Consider the following 22,227-nt stretch of genomic DNA (forward strand, 5'->3'; position numbering starts at 1 on the left):
CCACATCGGCAGATGTCCACATTTCAGCAACACATCACAACATCGACGGAACCAATGTCACCCGCTAGAACAGTGGTTGACACAGGTGAATGGTTCTCGTAATTTCTTGTCAGGCCCGCCGTGGGCCTATCAATCGTTCGGCAATGCCGCAGCCCGGCCGCAAGATTTAACAATCTTCCGCGCCGGTTCAACGGGGTGTTCGGCAAGCAGTCATCAGATAGGGATCCAAACTGTGCGAAGCACGCCCCTCGACACCGTCGTCGACGATCGGTACAACACCGTCACGCTCCAGCCCGGCATGTTATTCGCGCACAGTTACGAACCCCGGTCCGGCATCGACATCATCCAGGTGGTCGTCGACTGGCCGCTGCCGCTGGACGGCGCGGCGATGCGGACCGCGTGGCAGCACGCCGTAGATCGCCACCCCGTCCTGCGCACCGCGTTCACCTGGCCCGACGACGGCGAGCCGGTGCAGGAGGTGCTGCCTCGGGTGACGCTGCCGGTCGCCGCACTCGACTGGACCGGCCACGCCCCCGACGGCGCCGACGAGCGGCTGGCGGCGTTCCTCGCCGACGACCGCGCCGCCGGGGTCGACCTCGCCACCGCACCGCTGGCCAGGCTCGCGCTGATCACGCACGGCCCGGGCCGGCACAGCATCGTCGTCACCTTCCACCACGCGATCCTCGACGGCCGCTCGCTGCACATGCTGCTCGACGAGGTCGTCGCCGAATACGACGCGACGACCACCGGGCAGGCGTACGAGGCCCCGACCCGGCCCGCCTTCCGCGACTTCGCCACCTGGGCCGGCACCCGCGCCACCGACGCCGACCGGGAGTTCTGGACCGGCCGGCTGGCCGGCGTACCCCTGCCGACCGCGCTGCCGCTGGCCAACGCGCCGGTCGGCCCGTCGGCCCGGCCCGACCCGTCCCGCGAGACGACGCTGACCCTGACCGCCGCCGAGACGGCCGCGCTCAACGAGGCCGGCGCGGCGGCCGGGGTGCCGCTGAGCACCCTGGTCAACGCCGCCTGGGCGGTGCTGCTGCACCGCTACAGCGGCAGCGACGACGTGGTCTTCGGCGGCACCCGCACCTGCCGCCGGGGCACGGTCGACGGCGCCGAGCTGATGATGGGCCTGCTGATCAACACGGTGCCGCTGCTGATCCGGGTCGCCCCGGACCGCACGGTCCGCGAGTGGCTGGCCGACGTACGGCGGCAGATCGACGCCGTACGCCCGCACCAGGTCGCCCCGCTGCCGCAGATCCAGCGCTGGACCGGGCTGCCCGCCAACACCCCGCTCTTCGACAACCTGCTCATGTACGAGCACCGCGACCTGCAGGCGGCGCTGCGCCGGACCATCCCCGACTGGGGCGACCGGTCGGCGCGGGTGCACCGGCGACCCGCCCCGCCGATCACGGTCTGCGTCTTCGGCGAGCCGACCGTACGGGTCCTGCTCTACCACGACCGGCGCCGGCTCACCGACGGCGCCGCCGACGCGATGCTGCGGCAGTTCCACACCATCCTCGTCGGGTTCGCGGCCGGGCTCGACCGCCCGGTCGCCGACCTGCCGCTCCAGGACGCCACCGACCGCGCGCTGCTGACCGGCGCCTGGGCCGGCCTGCCCGCGCCGTCCACCTCGGACACCCACGACGCCGACCACCCGGTCGCCGCCACCGTCCCCGATCTCGTCGCCGCGCAGGCCGGCCGGCGCCCCGACGCCGTGGCGGTCAGCGCGCCCGACGGCGAACTGACCTACCGGGAGCTGGACGAGCGGGCCAACCGGCTCGCCCACCTGCTGCGCGCCTACGGCGTACGCGTCGACGAGCCGGTCGCGGTCGCCCTGCCCCGGTCGCTCGACCTGATCGTGGCCCTGCTCGCCGTCCTCAAGGCCGGCGGCGCCTATCTCCCGCTGGACCCCGACGACCCGCCGGCCCGGACCGGCCGGTTGCTCGCCGGCAGCGGCCAGCCGCCGGTGCTGGCCGCCGGCCCGGTACCCGGCGCCGACCGGGTGCTGCGCCTCGACGAACTCGCCCCGGCCCTGGCCGACCAGCCGGCCACCGCGCCGGCCACCCGGCCCCGGCCGACGAACCTGGCGTACATCAGCCACACCTCCGGCTCGACCGGGCGGCCGAAGGGCGTCGCCGTACCGCACGCCGCCGTGGTCCGCCTCGTCCACGAGCCGGGCTACCTGCGGCTCGGTCCCGAGGAGACGGTGCTGCACCTGGCCCCGGTCGCGTTCGACGCGGCCACCCTGGAGATCTGGGGTGCGCTGGGCAACGGCGCCCGGCTGGTGGTCGCCCCGCCCGGCCCGTTCGGCGTCACCGACCTGGCCAAGCTGCTGCGCGGCGAGAAGATCAGCGTGCTGTGGCTGACCGCCGGCCTGTTCCACCAGGTCGTGGAGTTCGACCCGGAGTCCCTCGCCGGGGTCGGCCAGCTGCTGGCCGGCGGCGACGTGCTCGCCGCCAGCGCGGTCCGCCGCGCCCTGCGGGTCCGCGGCGGGGCACCGCTGGTCAACGGGTACGGCCCCACCGAGAACACCACGTTCACCTGCACCCACGTGCTGACCGACCCGGCGGCGGTGCCCGACCCGGTGCCGATCGGCCGGCCGGTGCCCCGGACCACCGTCTACGTGCTCGACGACCAGCTCCGCCCGGTGCCGGTCGGGATGCCCGGCGACCTCTACACCGGCGGTGACGGGCTGGCCCGCGGCTACGTCGGCCAGGCCGCGGCCACCGCCGCGGTGTTCCTGCCCGACCCGTTCGACCCGCGCCCCGGCTCGCGGATGTACCGCACCGGCGACCGGGTGCGCTGGCGGCCGGACGGCACGCTGGACTTCCTCGGCCGGGCCGACGAGCAGGTCAAGATCCGCGGGTTCCGGGTCGAGCCGGGCGAGGTCGCCGCCGTACTGCGCGACCACCCGGGCGTCGGTGACGCCGCGGTCGTCGTCGACGGCACCGGCGAGCAGCGCCGGCTGCTCGCGTACGTCACCCCGCGCCCCGGCGCCGCCGCCCCCACCCCGGACGACCTCGCCCGGCACACCGCCGACCGGCTGCCCGGGCCGCTGCGGCCGGCCGCCCACGTGGTGCTGAGTGCCCTGCCACTCAACCGCAACGGCAAGATCGACAGGAGGGCGCTGCCCGCGCCGGCGGCACCGGCCGCCGACCGCCCGGACTGCGCGACGCCGCCCACCGACCCGACCCAGGCCGGGCTGGCCGCCACCTGGGCGCAACTGCTGGGCACCGCGCCGGGAAGCGCCGACGACGACTTCTTCGCCCTCGGCGGCAACTCGCTGCTGGCCACCCGGCTGACCTTCGCCATCGCCGACCGGTTCGGCGTCGAGGTGCCGGTCCGGGTGGTCTACGAGCGGCCGAGCCTGGCCGCCCTGTCTACCGCGATCGACGAGCACCTGGCCCGGCCGGCCGCCCCGGTCGAGGGCGTGGTCCGGCGCGACCGCGACCGCTACCGGATGCCCGTCCCGGCCGCGGCCACCGCCGCGCCGACCGCGACCGCCCCGGCCGCCGCCGGGCCCATCCCGACCGCCGCGCCCACCCCGACCGTCCCGGCCACCGCCGGACCCGCCCCGACCGCGCCCGCCGCGGCCACCGCCGTACCGGGCCCGACCGCCACGGCGGCGCGGCGGACCGGCCCCGGGTCCCCGGCACCCGACGGCGTCCCCGGCCACCTGGTCAAGCCGACCCCCGGACCGTGGGCGATGTGGCGGTGGGTCGGGCTGCGCGCCGCCGGCTTCCCGCTCGACCTGCTCACCGCGCTCGGCGACGTCGACCTGGTCGCCGCCGCCGACGCGGTGCTCGCCGCCGAGGACCACCTCGACACCGCCCGCCGCGACCTCGCCGACCGGCTGCGCCGGGTCCGCGCCGCCGCGCCGGCCGACGAGCGCGCCCGCTGGAACCGGGCGATCCGGCAGGGCCGGCGCGACGCCGCACCCGATCCGCTGCCCGACGGCGCCGAGGAGGTCGACGGCGGTGCCCTGGTCCGCGCCCACACGACGGTGGTGGCCGCGTACGCCGGGCTCGACGCCGCCCGCGACCGGTTCGACGCCGCCCACCGGCGGGCCGCCGCCGGCCGCTCCGAGGCGCTGCGCGCCGCCGCCGCCGACCCGCTCTTCCGGGAGGCGGTGACCTGGCAGAACCGGCACGCGCTGCGGACCGGGATCGACGCGGTCCGCACCGCCGACGGCGGCACCGGCTCCAAGCACCGGCAGCACGAGGCGCTGGTCGCCACCTACCTCCAGCGCTACTGCGTCAAGAACGACACGATCGGCTTCTTCGGTCCGGTCGGCTGGGCCCGCGTCGACGAGCAGGATGAACCGGTACGTGTCCGGCACGGCGCCGCGCCGCTGGCGAAGCGTACGGTCTACTTCGAGAACTGGGCGGTGGCCGAGGCCGCGGCGGCGCTGGTCGCCCGCGAACCCCGGCTCGGCCCCTGGCTGATCCCCCGCCGGCTGCCCTACCTGACCGTGGTCGACGGGCAGTTCGCCATGCCCCTGACGCCGCCCACGCCGCTGCCGCCGGGTGTGGCCGAGCTGCTGCTCGCCTGCGACGGCAGCCGTACGGCCCACGAGATCGCCACCGCGCTGCTGGCCGCCGGAACCCCGGGGCTGACCGGCCCGGAGCAGGTCTACCGGCTGCTGGGCGAGCTGCGCGACACCAAACGGATCACCTGGTCGCTGGAGGTGCCCAAGGAGGACCTCTTCGCCGAACGGGTGGTACGCGCCCGGCTCGCGGCGGTCCCCGACCCGGCGCTGCGCGAGCCCGCGCTGGCCGACCTCGACGACCTGATCGCCGCCCGCGACGCGGTCGCCGGCGCGGCCGGTGACCCGGAGGCCCTCGGCGCCGCGCTGGCCGACCTCGAGGAGCGGTTCACCACTTTGACCGGCAGCGCCGCGACCCGGCGGGCCGGCAAGGTCTACGCCGGCCGCACGCTGGTCTACGAGGACTGCCGGTCCGGTACGCAGGTCAGCCTCTCCCCCGAGCTGGCCGGCACGCTGTGGCCGACGCTGAGCCTGCTGCTGGAGAGCGCCCGGTGGTTCACGTTCGCCGGGGCGGCCCTGTTCCGGCGGGCCTGCACCGAGCGCTACCAGGAGCTGGTGAAGCGGACCGGTTCGACGTCGGTCCCGTTCGGCGACTTCTGGCTGTGGGCCAACGACCTGCTCTTCGACCTGCCGGAGAAGCTGATCGCCCCGGTCACCCGGGCGCTGCAGGACCGCTGGGCGCGGATCCTGCCGGCGGCGGTCGACCACCGGATCACCATCACCAGCGCCGAGATCCACGACCGGGCGATGGCCGAGTTCGCCGCGCCGCGCCCCGGCTGGATGGGCGCCTACCAGCACAGCCCGGACGTGATGCTGGCCGCCGACGGTCCGGACGCGATCGCCCGGGGTGACTTCCGCTGGGTGGTCGGCGAGGTGCACCCGGGCGTCAACACGCTGCGCTCGGCGCTGTTCGTGGCCCAGCATCCCGACCCGGAGCAGTTGCGCGCGGCGATGGCCGCCGACCTGCCCGACCAGCGGCTGGTGCTGGCCGCCACCGGCGAGGAGGGCGGCGCGCCGGCCCGGATCACCGACAAGCTGATCATCGGTCGGGACGTCCGGCTGGTCTTCGGGCACGACAGCGGCGGCCTCGACCCGGCCACCGCCGTGGCGGTCGCCGACTGCGTGCTGGAGCCGGTCGACGGGGTGCTGACCGTACGCAGCCGCGACGGCCGCTACCGCCTGCCGCTGACCGAGGTGATCGGTGAGCCGCTGATGCTCCAGATGATCCAGCGGTTCGACATCCTGCGCCCGGCCGACCACCAGCCCCGGGTCACCGTCGACCGGGTGGTGCTGGCCCGGGAGAGCTGGCGGTTCACCGCCGCCGACCTCGACTTCGCCCGGGTCGCCGACGAGGGCGAGCGGTTCCGCGCGATCCGCCGCTGGCAGGCCCGCGTCGGGCTGCCCCGGCACGTGTTCGTCAAGACCCCGGTGGAGAAGAAGCCGTTCCACCTCGACCTCGCCAGCCTCGCCTCGGTCGACGTCTTCTGCCGGGCGGTCCGCCGGACCGTCGACGGGGCGGGCGACACCGCGACCCTGCGGCTGAGCGAGATGCTGCCCGGCCCGGAGCAGTCCTGGCTGACCGACGCCGAGGGCCGGCGCCGGACCGCCGAGCTGCGCCTGGTCGCGGTCGACACCCGTACGCCCGCCGCACCGACCACCACCGCCGCACCATCCGGTCACCCCGGGGAGAGGCCGCCCGCATGAGCGCCGCCGAGACGTTCGTCCTGCCCTCGTCGTACACCCAGCGTCGACTGTGGGTCATCGACCAGATGGAGCCGGGCACCGCCACGTACAACATCGCCTGGGCGGTCGATCTGACCGGCCCGCTCGACGTGGCGGCGCTGTCGTCGGCGCTGGGCTGGCTGGTCGACCGGCACGAGGCGCTGCGTACCCGTTTCACCGCCGTCGACGGCGAGCCGGCCCAGGTGGTCGGCCCGCCGTGGCCGGTCGAGCTGACCGTGGTCGACGCCGCCACCGCCGGCCCGGACGGTGCGGCGGACCCGGTACGCGAACTGGTCGACGCCGCCGGCCGTGAGCCGTTCGACCTGGCGGCCGGCCCGCTGACCCGGTTCGGGCTGATCCGGCGTGGCCCGGACGACCACGTGCTGACCGTGGTCATCCACCACTCGGTCGCCGACGGCTGGTCGTTCGGCATCCTGTTCGGCGAGTTGGCCGCCGGCTACCGGGCGGCCGTCGGTGGCGGCGTGCCGGACCTGCCCCCGCCGCCGGTGCAGTACGGCGATTTCGCCGTCTGGCAGCGCGAACAGTCCGAGCGTGGCGCGTTCGACGCCGACCTGGACTTCTGGCACGGGGCGCTGGCCGGCGCGCCGACCCTGCTCGACCTGCCCGCCGACCGGCCCCGCCCGGCCGAGCAGACCGCGCACGGACGGGAGCTGTCCTACCCGGTGCCGGCGGCGCTCGCCGGGCGGCTGCGCGAGCGCGCCGACAGCACCCTGTTCGCCGTGCTGCTGGCCGGGTTCCAGAGCCTGCTGCACCGGCTGACCGGCCAGGACGACCTGCTGGTGGCGGTGCCGGTGGCGGGGCGTACCCGGCCGGAGACCCGCGACGTCGTCGGCTTCTTCGCCAACACCCTGGCGCTGCGGGCCCGGTTCGACGGCGCGACGAGCTTCGCCGACGTACTCGATGCGGCGCGGGCGAGCGCCACCGCCGCGCAGACCCGGCAGGACGTGCCGTTCGACCGGATCGTGGACCGGTTGTCGCCCGAGCGCAGCCTGGCGTACGCCCCGGCGGTGCAGGTGATGTTCGCGGTCGACGAGCCGCCGCCGGTGGTGTCCTCGGCCGGCCTGCGGATCGCGCCGCAGCAGTGGCACAACGGGACCGTCAAGTTCGACCTGACGCTGACCGTCGACGTACGGCCCGAGGGGCTCACCGTCCGGATCGCCTACCGGACCGACCTCTACGACGAGGCCCGGATCGACCGGGTCGCCGGCCAGTACCTGACCCTGCTCGGGGCCGCGCTGGAGCGGCCCGGCTCGCCGGTCGGCGCGCTGCCGCTGCTGGCCGACGCCGAACGCGAGCGGATCCTGCACGGCTGGAACGACAGCGACCTGGCGTTGCCCGACGTCGCCTCGGTACCGGAACTGCTCGACCGGCACCCGGCGACCGACCCGGACGCCGTGGCGGTCGCCGGCCCCGACGGCACCCTGACCCACCGGCAGCTCGCCGAGCGCGCCAACCGGATCGCGCACCTGCTGCGGGCGCACGGGGTCGGACCGGACGTACCGGTCGGGTTGTCGCTGCGGCGCGGCACCGACCTGGTCGCGGCGATCCTCGGTGTGTGGCGGGCCGGCGGCGGCTACCTGCCGCTCGACCCGGCGCTGCCGGCGGCGCGGCTGGCGACGATGCTGCGCGAGGCCGCGCCGCCGGTGCTGCTGACCGACGCGTCCACCGCCGAACGGGCCGCCGAGGCGGTCGCCGGTGCCGGTGACCCGGTGCCGGTCGTGCTGCGGCTGGACACCGCCGACCTGGCCGGGCTGCCCGGCACCCCGCCGGCCGTGGCCGGGCACCGCGACAGCCTGGCCTACCTGCTCTACACGTCCGGCTCGACCGGCACCCCGAAGGGCGTCGCCGTCACCCAGGGGTCGGTGGTCAACCTGCTGGCCGGCTTCGACCGGCTGCTCTGCCTCACCGCCGCCGACCGGGTCGCGGCGATCACCACCCCGGCGTTCGACATCTCGGTGGTCGAACTCGTCCTGCCGCTGCTGGCCGGCGCCCGGATCGAGCTGGTCGACGCGGCGACCGCGCTGGACGCGGCGGCGCTGCGCGACGCGCTCGCCGCCCGCGGGATCACCGCCGCGCAGGGTACGCCGGCCACCTGGCGGATGCTGGTCACCGCCGGGGGCGTGCCGGCCGGGGTGCGGCTGCGGATCAGCGGCGGCGAGGCGCTGCCGCGCGACCTCGCCGACGCCCTGCGCGCCGACGGCGCCACCCTGATCAACGGGTACGGCCCGTCGGAGACCACGATCTACTCGACGGCCGGCGCGGTCGGTGCCGACGGCCCGGTCGACCTCGGCCGGCCGACCGCCAACACCCGGATCTACCTGCTCGACGAGGCCGGCCAGCCGGTGCCGGAGGGCACCGTCGGCGAGGTCCACATCGGAGGGCTCGGGGTGGCGCGCGGCTACCACCGGCGGCCCGCGCTGACCGCCGACCGGTTCCGCCCCGACCCGTTCGGGCCACGGCCGGGCGGCCGCCTCTACGCCACCGGCGACCTGGCCCGCTGGGGGCCGGGCGGGCGGCTGGAATACCTCGGCCGGGGTGACCACCAGGTCAAGGTGCGCGGGTTCCGGATCGAACTCGGCGAGATCGAGGCGGTGCTGCGCGACCACCCGGCCGTCGCCGAGGCGGTCGTGACGACCTGGCGCGGCGACGCCGACGACGTCCGGCTGGCCGCGTACGTCCTCACCACCGCCCCCGGCACCGACAGCGCCGCGCTGTGGCCGGACGTGCGGGCCGCGCTGGCCGGCCGGCTGCCGGACTACATGGTGCCGGCGACCCTGGTCGTGCTCGACGCGCTGCCGCGCACCGGCAGCGGCAAGATCGACCGCCGGGCGCTGCCGGAGCCGTCCTGGCGGGAGACGACCGCCGACGGGCCGGCCGGGGCGTCCAACCCGGTCGAGGAGAAGCTCGCCGAACTGTGGCGCGAGGTGCTCGGCCTGACCGAGGTCGGGGTGCACGACAACTTCTTCGCCCTCGGCGGGCACTCGCTGACCGGAACCCGGCTGATCGCCCGGATCCGGACCGCGTTCGGTGTCGAGCTGCCGCTGCGCAGCCTGTTCGCGGCACCGACGATCGCCGGGCTGGCGCCACTGCTCGACACCGCCGGCGGGCCGGGCCGGCCCGAACCGGTCACCGACCACATCGGATCGGCCAGCCGGGCCCCGGAGGACCTGCTCGCATCGCTCGACGACCTCTCCGACCGGGAGATCGACGAGCTGCTGGACACCCTGATCGCCGAGGAGGGCAAATGACGGACGGGCAGAACCCGTTCAGTCGCCAGGAACGGGTAGTCGTCATCGGTGCGGGCCTGTCCGGCTCGCTCGCCGCGGTCTACCTCGCCCGGCGCGGATACCAGGTCGACGTCTACGAGCGCCGGCCCGACCCCCGTACCGCGCCGGCCGGGCTCGGCGGCCGGTCGATCAACCTCGGGCTCTCCGCCCGGGGCATGCGGGCGCTGGACGAGGTGGGGCTGCTCACCGACGTACTCAAGCGCAGCGTGCCGATGCGCGGCCGGGTCGTGCACTCGCCGGACGGCGCGGTGCGGTTCCAGCCGTACGGGGTCCGCGAGCACGAGATCCTGCACTCGGTGCTGCGCGACGAGCTGATCGCGCTGCTGGTCGACGCGGCGGAGACGAGCGCCGGGGTCCGGTTCCACTTCGGCTGGCGGCTCACCCGGCTGGACCGCGACACGGCGACCGTCGAGGTGCTGCCCGAGGCCGGCGGCGACCCGGTCGAGGTGAGCGCCGACCTGGTCGTCGGCGCGGACGGCATCCACTCGGTGGTCCGCCAGCACCTGCAGCGGGGCCTGCGGGCCGACTACTCGCAGGAGTTCCTGGAGTGGGGCTACAAGGAGCTGACGATCCCGGTCGGCGACGACGGCAACCCCCGGGTACGCCTCGAGGCGCTGCACGTGTGGCCGGGCGACTCCGCCATGATGGTCGCCCACCCCAATGTGGACGGTTCGCTGACCTGCTCGCTGTTCATGCCGCACGAGGGCCCGGTCAGCTTCGCGACGCTGGACACCCCGGAGGCGGTCCTCGGCTTCTTCCGGGCCAACTTCGCCGACGCCGAGGAGCTGATGCCGAACCTGGTCGAGGAGATCGCCGGGCACCCGGTCGGCCACCTGGTGACCGTACGGACCGCACCGTGGCGGCACGGCGACCGGGTGGTGCTGATCGGTGACGCGGCGCACGCCGTCGTCCCGTTCTACGGGCAGGGCATGAACTCGGCGTTCGAGGACTGCCTCGTCCTGGACGGCTGCCTGGCCCGGCACCCCGACCGGGCGGCGGCCCTGGCCGCGTTCGAGGCGGCCCGCAAGCCGCACACCGACGTGCTCGCCGACCTGTCGATCGCCAACTTCGTCGACCTGCGCGACCGGGTCCACAAGCCCGCCTACACCGCGCACGCGGTCGCCGACCGGCTGCTGTCCCGCCTGCTGCCGGACCGGTGGACCCCGCTCTACACGATGGTCGCCCACACCACGACGCCGTACGCCGACGCGCTGGCCCGGGCGAAGCGGCAGGACCGGATCCTGCGCGGTGCCGCCGCGGCCGCCGGTGCCCTCGCCGCGCTCGGCGCGGTCACGACGATCGGAGCGGCGCTGCGGCGTCGTTCCCGGGGCAGGTGAGCGCGGTGCTGACCCATCCCGACCGGCCCGGACTGGCCCTGTTCGAGGCGGCCGACCTGGTCGCCGAACCGCTGCACCCGCGCATCGACGGCATCGCCGACCGGCTGCGCGGGGTGATCCGGTGGGCGCGCGAATACCTCTGCGAACCGCATCCGGACCTCGGCCGCAAGGGGCCGGTGTGCCCGTACGCCCAGGGGTCGCTGGACCGCGGCATCTTCTACCTGGCCGTCTACCGGGGCAGCACCGTCGACCTGGTCGAACTCGACGAACTGCTCGCCGGCTACCGGGACTGGTTCCGGCGGCTCGACCCGGTCTCCGGCCCGGCCGCCCAGTTCAAGACGATCCTGGTGACCCTGCCCGACCTGGCGAACGAGACCGCCCGGCCGATCATCGACGCGGCGCAGGAGCGGCTCAAGCCGGCGTACACCGAGCAGGGGCTGATGATCGGCGAGTTCCACGACGGGCCGCCGGCCAAAGGCGGGCTGTGGAACCCGGACTTCCTGCCGTTGAACAGCCCGCTGCCGCTGCTGGCCGTACGCCACATGGTGGCCAACGACTTCCCGTTCCTCGCCGACAACCCGGTGACGCTGGCCGCGTACCTGCGGCACTTCGCGCACGCGGGGTCGGTCGGGTTGCGTGAGCAGGTCGCGGCGGCGGCCGGCCGGTTCGGCCTGACGGTGCCCGAACCGCGTACCGAGCCGGCCCCGCTGCGACGGATGTCAATGAGCGAGCGAATCGAGAAGGTGTCATGACGGCGGACGTTCCGGCACAGGGCGGCAAGCGGGCGCTGCTCGCGCGGATGCTGACCGAGCGGGCGAAGGCGCCACGCAGCTACCCGGTGTCGTTCGGGCAGCAGCGGCTGTGGTTCCTCGACCGGTTCCAGCCCGGCGACCCGGTCTACAACATCCCGGTCGCGTTCAAGGTGGCCGGCCCGCTCGACCCGGGCGCACTGCGGGCCGCCCTGAACGTGGTGGTCGGGCGGCACGGCGCCCTGCGCACCACGTTTACCGAGGCCGGTGGCGAGCCGGTGCAGGTGGTCCGGCCGGCGGTGGAGTTCGACCTGCCGGTCGTCGACCTGGCGGGGCATCCGGAGGCCGACCGGGCGGCGGAGGCGGTCCGGCTGGCGTGGGCCGACGCGGCCGCGCCGTTCGACCTGGCCGCCGGGCCGCTGTTCCGGGCCCAGCTGATCCGGGTCGGCGAGGAGGAGCACTACCTCGCGCTGAACCTGCACCACATCATCTGCGACGCCTGGTCGCTGGGCGTGCTGTTCCGGGAGCTGAGCACGGCGTACGCGGCGATCCTGGCCGGCGAGAAGCCGAAGCTGCCGGAGCTGCCGACCCAGTACGCCGACTTCGCCGTCTGGCAGCGCGACAAGCTCGCCGGCGACACCCTGCGGGAACAGCTCGACTACTGGGTCGACCACCTGCGTGGGGCGCCGGCGCTGCTGTCGCTGCCCACCGACCGGCCCCGGCCGGCGGTCCGGTCCTACCGGGGCGCGCTGCACTACTTCACCCTGCCGAACACGCTGAAGCAGCGGATCGAGACGTTCAACCAGGCGACCGGCGTCACGATGTTCATGACCCTGCTGGCCGCCTTCCAGGCGGTGCTGTCGCGGCACAGCGGCCAGGACGACATCGTGGTGGGTACCCCGGTCGCCGGCCGTAACCACCCGGACCTGGAGGGGCTGATCGGGTTCTTCGTCAACACCGTCGCCCTGCGGGTGTCGACCGCCGGTTCGCCGTCGCTGCGGGAACTGGCGGGCCGGGTTCGCGAGGTGACGCTCGGCGGCCTCGGCAACGCCGACGTGCCGTTCGAGAAGCTGGTCGAGGAGTTGCAGCCGGAGCGCAGTCTCGGTCACTCGCCGGTCTTCCAGGCGCAGATGATCCTGCAGAACGCGCCGAACGACGAACTGGTCTTCGGCTCGGCCTCGGCGAACTCGCTGGAGGTCGACAGCGGCAGCGCCAAGTTCGACATCTCGCTGGTCGGCGAGACGATGCCGTCGGGTGCGCTGCGGCTGGCGTTCGAGTACGACACCGACCTGTTCGACGCCGAGACGGTGGCCCGGCTCGGCCGGCACCTGACCGCGCTGCTCGACGCCGGAACGGCCGAGCCGGACCGACCGCTGAACCGGATCCCGCTGCTGACCGGGGTGGAGCGCTGGCGGGCGGTGGTGGAGTGGAACGACACCGAGCGCGGCCTGCCGCCGGTCGACTCGATCCTCGACCTGCTCGACGACGAGCCGGCAGCGCCCGGCACCCCGCCGGCGCTGACCGGCCCGGACGGCGCCGTCGACCCGGACGGGCTGGCGCGGCGGTCGGACCTGATCGCGCACCGGCTCGTCGCGGCCGGGGTCGAGCCGGGCACGCCGGTCGGGTTGTGCCTGGACCGGGGCGTCGACATGGTCGCCGCGGTGCTGGGGGTCTGGAAGGCCGGCGCCGGCTACCTGCCGCTGGACCCGAGCCTGCCCGCCGACCGGCTGCGCTACATGCTGTCCGACTCCGGCGCCCGGGTGGTGGTGACCCAGAACGCGGTCGCGAACCGGCTCGACGGGGCGCTCGACGACGTACCCACGGTCCTGCGGCTCGACGACGGCGCGGGCGGCGACGTCCCGGCCGGTCCGCCGGGCGTCGCGGTCCACCCGGAGGGGCTCGCCTACCTGATCTACACGTCGGGCTCGACCGGCCGGCCGAAGGGTGTGGCGGTGCCGCACCGGGCCGTGGTCAACCTGGTCGCGTCGTTCCACGACGACCTGGATCTCGGGCCGGATGACGTGTTCGCGGCGGTGACCACGCTGTCGTTCGACATCTCGGTCCTCGAGCTGCTGGTCCCGCTGGTGCGTGGCGTCCCGCTGCTCGTCGTCGGCACCGACGAGGTCGGTGACGGCCCGGCGCTGCGCCGCCGGCTGGTCGACGCCGGCGTCACCGCGATGCAGGCGACCCCGGCGACGTGGCGGCTGTTGCTGGCCACCGGCGGGGTGCCCGAAGGGCTGCGGCTGCGGCTGTGCGGCGGCGAGGCACTGCCGCCGGACCTGGCCGCCGCCCTGACGACCGACGGCGCCACCTTGTGGAACTGCTACGGCCCCACCGAGACCACGGTCTGGTCGGCGGCGACCCCGGTCGCGCCGGACGCCGCCATCGACCTCGGCGCCCCGATCGCCAACACCCGGCTGTACGTCCTGGACGAGGCCCTCCAACCGGTGCCGGTCGGGGTCGTCGGCGAGGTGCACATCGGCGGCGCCGGTGTGGTGCGCGGCTACCACGGCCGGGCCGGCCTGACCGCGGAGCGGTTCCGGCCGGACCCGTTCTCCGACCAGCCCGGTGCCCGGATCTACGCCACCGGCGACCTGGCGCGGCAGCGGTCCGACGGGCGGCTGGAGTTCCTCGGCCGCATCGACCACCAGGTCAAGGTGCGCGGGTTCCGGATCGAGCTGGGCGAGATCGAGGCCGCGCTGCGCGAGCACGAACTGGTCGCCGACGCGGTGGTCGGCACCTGGGCCGGCGAGGGCGGCGACGCCCGGCTGGTCGGGTACGCCGTACCGGCGCCGGGCACCGACCCGGAGGCACTGTGGACGGCGGTCCGGCCCACCCTGGCCGGACGGCTGCCGGAGTATATGATCCCGGCTACCCTGATGCCGCTGACCGCGCTGCCGCTCAACGCCAACGGCAAGGTCGACCGCAACGCGCTTCCCGAGCCGCGGTGGGGTGACCCGGAGGCGGAGCGGGTGCCGCCGCGCGACCCGGTCGAGCGGGTCCTCGCCGAGATCTGGCAGGAGGTGCTGCGGGTCGACGGGGTCGGGGCGTTCGACGACTTCTTCCGGCTCGGCGGGCACTCGCTGTTGGGGGCGCAGGCGCTGAGCCGGATCGGCGCGACGTTCGAGATGGAGGTGCCGATCCGGGTGCTGTTCGAGGCTCCGACGGTGGCCACCATGGCCGGGGCGCTGCGCGACCGCGAGCCGGCCGCCGGGCACGTCGACACGATCGCCGCCCTGCGGCAGGAGGTGGCCGGGCTGTCCACCGAGGAGTTGCGCGCGCTGCTGGGCGAGCAGTCGTGACCGGGGTCAGCGAGGTAGGCATGTCCGGTCCCGGCGAGGTGACGGCATGACCGAGCGCAGCGAGGGAATCGGCAGGCTCAGTGGAAGTCACGCCACCGCCGAGCGGAGCGAGGTGACGGCATGACCGAGCGCAGCGAGGGAATCGGCAGGCTCAGTGGAAGTCACGCCACCGCCGAGCGGAGCGAGGTGGGGGCGTGACCGACGTCGATCGGGAGCGGCTGATCCGGGAGCTGATGGCCCGGCGCGGGCTGGCGACGGCGGTCCGGCCGGCCGGCATCCCGCGCCGGCCGGCGGATGCCCCGATCCCGCTGTCGCCGATGCAGGAGGGCCTGTGGTTCCTCGACCGGCTGGAGCCGGGCAACCCGGCGTACGTCCTCAGCCAGGCGGCCCGGCTCGGCGGCCCGTTGCGCCACGGGGACGTACAGGCGGCCGTCGACGACGTGGTGGCCCGGCACGAGGCGCTGCGGACGTACTTCACCGAGCGGGACGGCCGGGTCGAACAGGTGGTGCTGCCGGCCGGTGACCCGCGGACCCGGTCGGCCGTCTGCTACGAGGACGTGTCGGATCAGGCCGACCTGGAGGCGGCGATCGTCGCGGCGGCCAGCGCGGAGACCGAGACCGGGTTCGACCTGGGCCGGCCACCGCTGCTGCGGGTACGGCTGTCCCGGCTCGGCGCCGACGACCATCTGCTGGTGGTCAGCCTGCACCACATCGTCGCCGACGACCGCTCGGTCAGTGTGGTGATGACCGAGATCCTCGACGGCCAGCACCGGCACCGCACCGGGGAGGGGGCGGCGGAGCCGCCGGCGGTGCAGTTTCCCGACCATGTGGTGTGGCAGCACGGCCGGATGGCGGCCGGGGCGGCGCAGCAGCAGCGGGAGTTCTGGACGGGGCAACTCGCCGGGGCGACCGGGATGCTGGAGCTGCCCACCGACCGGCCGCGGCCGGCGAAGCAGACGTTCGCCGGAAAGACCCGCTCGTTCCCGATTCCCGACGAGCTGGCCGCCGCGGTCGACGCGCTGGCCAAGCGGACCGGCTCGACCAGGTTCATGGTGTTCCTGGCCGCGACGCAGATCCTGCTGTGCCGGCTCAGCGGCCAGGACGACGTGATCGTCGGCTCGCCGGTGTCGATCCGGCGCGGGCCGGAGCAGGAGTCGATCGTCGGCCTGATGGTCAACAGCCTGCCGCTGCGCACCGACCTGTCCGGCGACCCGACGCTGGCCGAGGCGCTGGGCCGGGTACGGCGGACCTGTGTCGAGTCGCTCGACCACGCCGAGCTGCCGTTCGAGCAGGTGGTCGAGCTGGCGAAGCTGCCCCGCGACCTGAGCCGCAACCCGCTTTTCCAGGTCATGGCCCTGATCAACCCCGGTGGGGTGACCCGGCCGTGGAAGGACCTGACGCTGCGGCCGGTCGGGCTGGCCCGCGACACCGCCCGGATGGACCTGACCGTGGCGGCGTACGAGTTCGCCGGCCGGCTCGCCGGGGTGATGGACTACAACACCGACCTGTTCGACGCGGCGACCATCGACCGTCTCGTCGCCCGGTTCCTGGCGGTGCTGTCGGCGCTGGCCACCGAGCCCGACCGACGACTGTCCACACTGGACCTGACCGGGCCGGCGGAGCTGGCCGACCTGGCCCGCTGGAACGACACCGGCCGCGACTACCAGTCCGGTGCCGGCCTGTACGACCTCTTCGCCGCGCAGGCGGCCCTGGCCCCGGAGGCCCCGGCGCTGCTCGACGCCAGCCCCGACGCGGACGCCGGGACGCGGTCGGCCACCGCCCGCCCCGACGGGTCGGCACCGCCGCCGGCCGTCTCCGACACCCCCGTGGTGACGTACGGCGAACTCGACCACCGGGCCGGCGTGCTCGCCGCCCGGCTGCGGGCCGCCGGGGCACGCCCGGACCGGCCGGTCGCCGTCGCGCTGCCGGCCGGCGTCGCCGCCGTCACCGGCATCCTCGGCGTGCTCCGGGCCGGCGCCGGCTACCTACCGCTCGACCCGACCCACCCGCCGGCCCGGCTGCGGGCACTGCTCGACGACGCCGGGGTGACCGTGACGGTCACCGGTGCCGCCGGGGCGGCCGCGTTCGCCGGCTGGCCCGGCACCCTGGTCGTGCTCGACGCCGACGGACACCCGACCGGCGACGGGCCGGCGGCCGACCCCGTCCCGGCCGGCGGTCACCCGGACCGGCTCGCGTACGTCATCTACACGTCCGGTTCGACCGGCACCCCCAAGGGCGTCATGGTCGGCCACCGGACCGCCGCCAACCTCGCGCTCGCCTTCGCCGACCTGCACGACATCGGCCCCGGCGACCGGCTGCTGATGCTGCCGCCGCTGAGCTTCGACGCCTCGGTCGGCGACCTCTTCCCCGCCCTGGTCAGCGGGGCCGCCGTGGTCCTGCACCGGGAACCGGCCGCGCTGACCGGTCCGGGCATGCTCGACCTGTGCCACCGGCACGGCATCACCCTGGTGGACACCGCCGCTCCACTGTGGATTCGCTGGGTGGGTGACCTGGCCACGGCCGGCGACACCGTCGACACCGGGCCGCTGCGGGCGGTCATGGTCGGCGGCGAGGGGGTGCCGCTGTCCGCCGTACGGGATTTCGCCGCCCGCACCAACGGCAAGATCTCGCTGTACAACCATTACGGGCCGACCGAGGCGACGGTCTGCGCCACCACGTACGCCACCGTCGACGGCGCGGAGCTGCCCGGCCTGACCCGGCTGCCGATCGGCCGTCCGGTGCCCAACGTGCGGGTGCACGTGCTCGGCCCCGATCTGCGCCCGGTGCCGATCGGCACCCCCGGCGAGGTGTACGTCGGCGGCACCGCACCGGCCCGCGGCTACCTCGGCGCGCCCGGGGTGACCGCCACCCGCTTCGTACCCGACCCGTTCGGCGCTCCCGGCGACCGTCTCTACCGCACCGGCGACCTGGCCCGGCACCGGTCCGACGGCACCCTGGAGTTCCTCGGCCGCACCGACCGGCAGGTCAAGATCCGCGGCCACCGGATCGAGATCGGCGAGGTCGAGGCGGCCTGTGCCGACCTTCCCGGGGTGGCCCGGGCCGCGGTCGTGGTCGCCGACGGCACCGCCGGGCCCCGGCTGGTCGCCTACCTGGTGCCCGGTGCCGGCGACGTCGACGTACCGGCGGCCCGGGCCGCGCTGCGCCGGCGGATGCCGGACCACCTGGTGCCGTCGGCGTTCGTCGTCCTGCCCGACCTGCCGGTCAACCGGCACGGCAAGCTCGACCTGGCCGCCCTGCCCGACCCCGGCGAGGCCGACCGGCCGCCGTACGTGCCGCCGCGCACCGACACCGAACACGCCGTCGCCGCCGTCTGGTCCGAACTGCTCGACGGCGCGCGGGTCGGCGCGCACGACAACTTCTTCGACCTCGGCGGCCACTCGCTGCTCGCCGCGCCGTTCGTCGCCGCGCTGCGGGCCCGGCTCGGCGTCGACGTCTCGATGCGGGCACTGTTCGACACCGCCGACCTCGCCGGCCTCGCCGCCCTGGTCGACGGCGGTGGCACCGACCGGGCCGCCGCCGGCGTGGAGCTGCTGCGGGCCGAGGCCCGGCTCGGCGACGACCTGCCGGTCCCCGCCGGCGAACCGGCCGCCGTACCGGCCGAGGTGCTCTTCACCGGCGCCACCGGCTTCCTCGGCGCCTACCTGCTCGCCGACTGGCTCGACCACACCGCGGCCACCGTGCACTGCCTGGTCCGGGCCGCGACCCCGGCCGCCGCCACCGAGCGGGTACGCGCCAACCTGCGCAAGTACGGCAAGTGGCGGGACGGGTACGCCGAGCGGATCGTCGGCGTGCCCGGCGACCTCGGCGAACCCCGGCTCGGGCTGACCCCGGCCGGGTTCGACGATCTCGCCGGCCGGCTCGACGCCGTCGTGCACAACGGCGGCGTGGTCAACTTCCTCCAGGCGTATCCGGCGCTGCGGCCGGCGAACGTCGGCGGCACCCTGGAGGTGCTGCGGCTGGCCGGGACCGGCCGGCCGGCCGCCGTCCACTTCGTCTCCACCCTCGGTGTCTTCCTCACCCCGTCGAACACCCTCGGGCTGGTCCGCGAGGGCGACCGGCCGGACGACTGCGAAGGGATCGGCGAGGGCTACAACGCCACCAAGTGGGTCGCCGACGCGCTGGTCCGCGCCGCCCGCGACCGGGGGATGCGGGTCGGTGTGCACCGGCCGGCCCGGATCACCGGCGACGCCGTCTCCGGCACCGGCAACGTCGACGACTACTTCAGCCGGCTGCTGAAGACCTGCGTGCAGCTCGGTGGCGTACCCGACATCGACGACGCCGTCGACCTCGCCCCGGTCGACTACGTCGGTGCCGGCATCGGGCACCTGACCCGGAGCGGGTCGACCGGCGACCACCACTTCTACAACAACCGGACGATCAGCTTCGGCGGCCTCGCCGAGGCGCTGACCAGCTTCGGCTACCCCGCCGAGCTGATGCCGTACGGGACGTGGCGGGCCGCCCTGCTCGACCGGCCGGACGCCGCGCTGGCCGGTTTCGCCCCGATGTTCGGCACGCAGACGCCGGTACGTACCCAGCCGACCTTCGACTGCTCGGCCACCGAGGCCACGCTCGCCGCCGCCGGCATCGTCTGCCCGCCGGCGGACGCGGCCCTGGTGCACACCTACCTGTCGGCGTTCGTCCGGGCCGGCTTCCTCGACCCACCATCTACCGGGAGCAGCAATGGCTGACCTCGCCATCCCCGCCCGCCGGCTGGTCGCCATCTGGCTCGCCCAGCTCCTCTCGCTGATCGGATCCAGCCTCACCGCGTTCGTGCTGGGCGTCTGGGTCTACCAGGAGACCGGGTCGGTCACCCAGTTCGCGATGATCTTCCTGTCCGCGACGCTGCCGGCCGTGCTGGTCGCCCCGTTCGCCGGGGTGCTCGCCGACGGCCGGGACCGGCGCAAGCTGATGCTGGTCAGCGACACCGTCGCCGCGCTCGGCACCGCCGCCCTCGCCCTGCTGGTGGCCAGCGACAACCTGGCGGTCTGGCACATCTACGTCGCCGGTGCGGTCACCGCCGCCGCGTCGACCGTGCAGGGGGTCGCCTACCAGTCGATGACCCCGTCGCTGGTCGGCAAGAAGCACCTCGGCCGGTTCAACGGCCTGATGCAGGTCTCCCGGGCCGTGCAGATCGCCGCCCCGCTGCTCGCCGGCGTACTCGTGGTCACCATCGGTGTCGCCGGCGTGATGGCCATCGACCTGGTCACCTTCGTCATCGCGGCGACCACCCTTATGCTGGTCAGGATCCCGTCCTCGATCACCCGCCCGCCGAAGAGCGGCGACGCGGCCGAACCGCTGCTGCGCCGGGCCGCCGCCGGCTGGCGGCACCTGCGCGACCGGCCCGGACTGCTCCAGCTCATGGTCGTCTTCGCCGTCTACAACTTCCTCTTCGGCATCGCCGGGGTGCTGGTCCAGCCGCTGATCCTGTCGTTCGCCGACGCCGACACCCTCGGCGTGCTGATGTTCGCCGGCGGCGCCGGCCTCTTCGCCGGCAGCCTGGTCATGGGTGCCTGGGGTGGCCCGAAGCGCCGGATCAACGCGGTCTGCGGCGGCCTCGCCGGCGGCGGTGTCGCCCTGGTGCTGCACTCGCTGTCGCCGTCGGCGTGGCTGATCGGCATCGTCGCGCCGCTGTTCCTGTTCATGCTGCCGATCATCAACAGCTCCACGATGACGCTGATCCAGACCAAGACCGAGCCGTCGGTGCTCGGCCGGGTGCTCGCCACCGCCCGGGTGCTCGGCGACGCGAGCGTGCCGCTGGCGTACGTCATCGCCGGCCCGCTCGTCGACGGCTTCTTCGAGCCGCTGCTGCAGCCCGGCGGCGCGCTGGCGGACTCGGTCGGCTCGGTGATCGGCACCGGGCCGGGCCGGGGCATCGCGCTGCTGTTCGTGATCACCGGCTCGGTGATGGTGGTGCTGGCCGCGGTCGCCTGGGCCACCCCCGGCGTACGGCGGGTCGACGACCTTCCCGACGCCCTGCCCGACGAACCGGCGGCCGCTTCCGCCGAGGCCGCCGAGGATGTCGCCGGCGCGGCCGCGCCGAAGGCAGCCGCACCGGCCGGCCCCGTACCGGACATCGAGCCGGCGCCCGTGCCGAAGCCGGCCGGCGAACCGGAGCCGGACGCCGCACCCGCCACCCGCTGACCAGAACCGCCCGAAGGAGCCCAGCCATGCCGGTGCCGATCCAACCCGACGAACTCAAGCAGTTCGTCGAAACCGACGAGGCGCCCGCCGCGTACCTCGACCTGCTCAACGCGGTGTCGTTCCGGACCGCCGGCGCCGGCCTGCGGCTGGGCGTCTTCGAGGCGCTCGCCGACGGGCCGCTGCCGCTCGACGCGCTCGCCGAGCGCACCGGCACCGACCGGCTCGGCCTGCGCCTGCTGGTCGAGGCCCTGGCCGGGTACGGCTACCTGGAGCGCACCGACGCCGGCTACGCCAACAGCGCCAACACCGCCCGCTGGCTGCTGCGCTCCGCGCCGGGCACCTTCGCCCCGGTGCTGTCGTTCTGGTCGGCGCTGGTCACGCACTGGTGGCACGACCTGGAGGAGTCGGTCCGCCGCGGCGGCCCGACCGGCGACTTCTACGCCTGGCTGGAGACCCGCCCGGACACCCTCGCCGACTTCCAGACCATGCTGCGCCGGCTCGCCGACTGGCTCGGCGAGGAGATCGTCCCGCTGGTCCCGCTCGGCGCCGGCGCGACCAGCCTCGTCGACCTCGGCGGCGGCCACGCCAGCTACTCGGTCGCTTTCCTGCGCGCCAACCCGGAACTGCGGGCCACCGTCGTCGACCTGGGGGGCGCGTTGCGCCAGGGCGCCCAGACGGTGGCGACCGCCGGCGTCGCCGAGCGGGTCGACCTGCGCCCCGGCGACCTCTTCGGCACCGAGATCGGCACCGGCCACGACCTGGTGCTGCTGTTCAACATCGTGCACGGCTACCAGCGCGACGACGTGCTCACCCTGCTGCGCCGCGCCGCCGCCGCGCTGCGCCCCGGTGGCCGGGTGGCACTGCTCGAACCGCTCGCCGACGTACCGGAGCGCCCGCCGGGGGTCGGCGAGTCGTTCGTGCGGATGTTCAGCCTCAACCTGTTCCACACCCAGGGCGGCCGGGCGTACGGCCTCGACGAGCTGACCGACCTGCTGGCCGAGGCCGGCTTCACCGACGTACGGCAGACCCTGCTGACCCGCTCCGACACCGACCACCTGGTCGTCGCCACCCTCCCGGCCGGCGACTGACGACCTGAGC

8 protein-coding genes are annotated in these 22,227 nt (G+C 75.0%); all 8 read left to right on the forward strand.

Annotation, left to right across the window (positions count from 1 at the left end):
* Nucleotides 1-232: 232 nt before the first annotated feature.
* The 8 genes from QCD66_RS28700 to QCD66_RS28735 all read left to right on the forward strand — a co-directional run bounded on the left by QCD66_RS28700 (nt 233) and on the right by QCD66_RS28735 (nt 22,217).
* Nucleotides 233-6,253, forward strand: a complete 6,021-nt coding sequence (locus tag QCD66_RS28700) for an amino acid adenylation domain-containing protein (RefSeq protein WP_407566863.1) — start codon at nt 233-235, stop codon at nt 6,251-6,253.
* Nucleotides 6,250-9,540, forward strand: a complete 3,291-nt coding sequence (locus QCD66_RS28705) for an amino acid adenylation domain-containing protein (RefSeq protein WP_375736753.1) — start codon at nt 6,250-6,252, stop codon at nt 9,538-9,540. Before QCD66_RS28700 ends, QCD66_RS28705 begins: the two co-directional genes overlap by 4 nt.
* Nucleotides 9,537-10,916 carry an FAD-dependent oxidoreductase gene (locus QCD66_RS28710; protein ID WP_375736754.1) on the forward strand — a complete coding sequence of 460 codons (1,380 nt, stop codon included), beginning with the start codon at nt 9,537-9,539 and terminating at the stop codon, nt 10,914-10,916. Before QCD66_RS28705 ends, QCD66_RS28710 begins: the two co-directional genes overlap by 4 nt.
* Before the next feature lie 5 nt (nt 10,917-10,921).
* Nucleotides 10,922-11,668: a DUF6875 domain-containing protein gene (locus QCD66_RS28715; protein ID WP_375736755.1), complete on the forward strand. Its 747-nt coding sequence runs from the start codon at nt 10,922-10,924 to the stop codon at nt 11,666-11,668.
* Nucleotides 11,665-14,967: an amino acid adenylation domain-containing protein gene (locus QCD66_RS28720; RefSeq protein ID WP_407566864.1), complete on the forward strand. Its 3,303-nt coding sequence runs from the start codon at nt 11,665-11,667 to the stop codon at nt 14,965-14,967. Before QCD66_RS28715 ends, QCD66_RS28720 begins: the two co-directional genes overlap by 4 nt.
* Before the next feature lie 233 nt (nt 14,968-15,200).
* On the forward strand, nt 15,201-19,676 hold the full coding sequence (locus QCD66_RS28725) for a non-ribosomal peptide synthetase (RefSeq protein WP_407567262.1): 4,476 nt from the start codon (nt 15,201-15,203) through the stop codon (nt 19,674-19,676).
* On the forward strand, nt 19,669-21,129 hold the full coding sequence (locus QCD66_RS28730; RefSeq protein ID WP_375736311.1) for an MFS transporter: 1,461 nt from the start codon (nt 19,669-19,671) through the stop codon (nt 21,127-21,129). The genes QCD66_RS28725 and QCD66_RS28730 overlap by 8 nt, the downstream gene beginning before the upstream one ends.
* A 26-nt stretch (nt 21,130-21,155) precedes the next feature.
* A complete protein-coding gene (locus QCD66_RS28735; protein WP_407566865.1) occupies nt 21,156-22,217 on the forward strand; it encodes a methyltransferase in 1,062 nt (353 codons plus the stop codon).
* Nucleotides 22,218-22,227 lie beyond the last annotated feature (10 nt).

It is taken from the genome of Polymorphospora sp. A560 (assembly GCF_045781765.1).
GTDB classification, from domain to species: domain Bacteria; phylum Actinomycetota; class Actinomycetes; order Mycobacteriales; family Micromonosporaceae; genus Polymorphospora; species Polymorphospora lycopeni.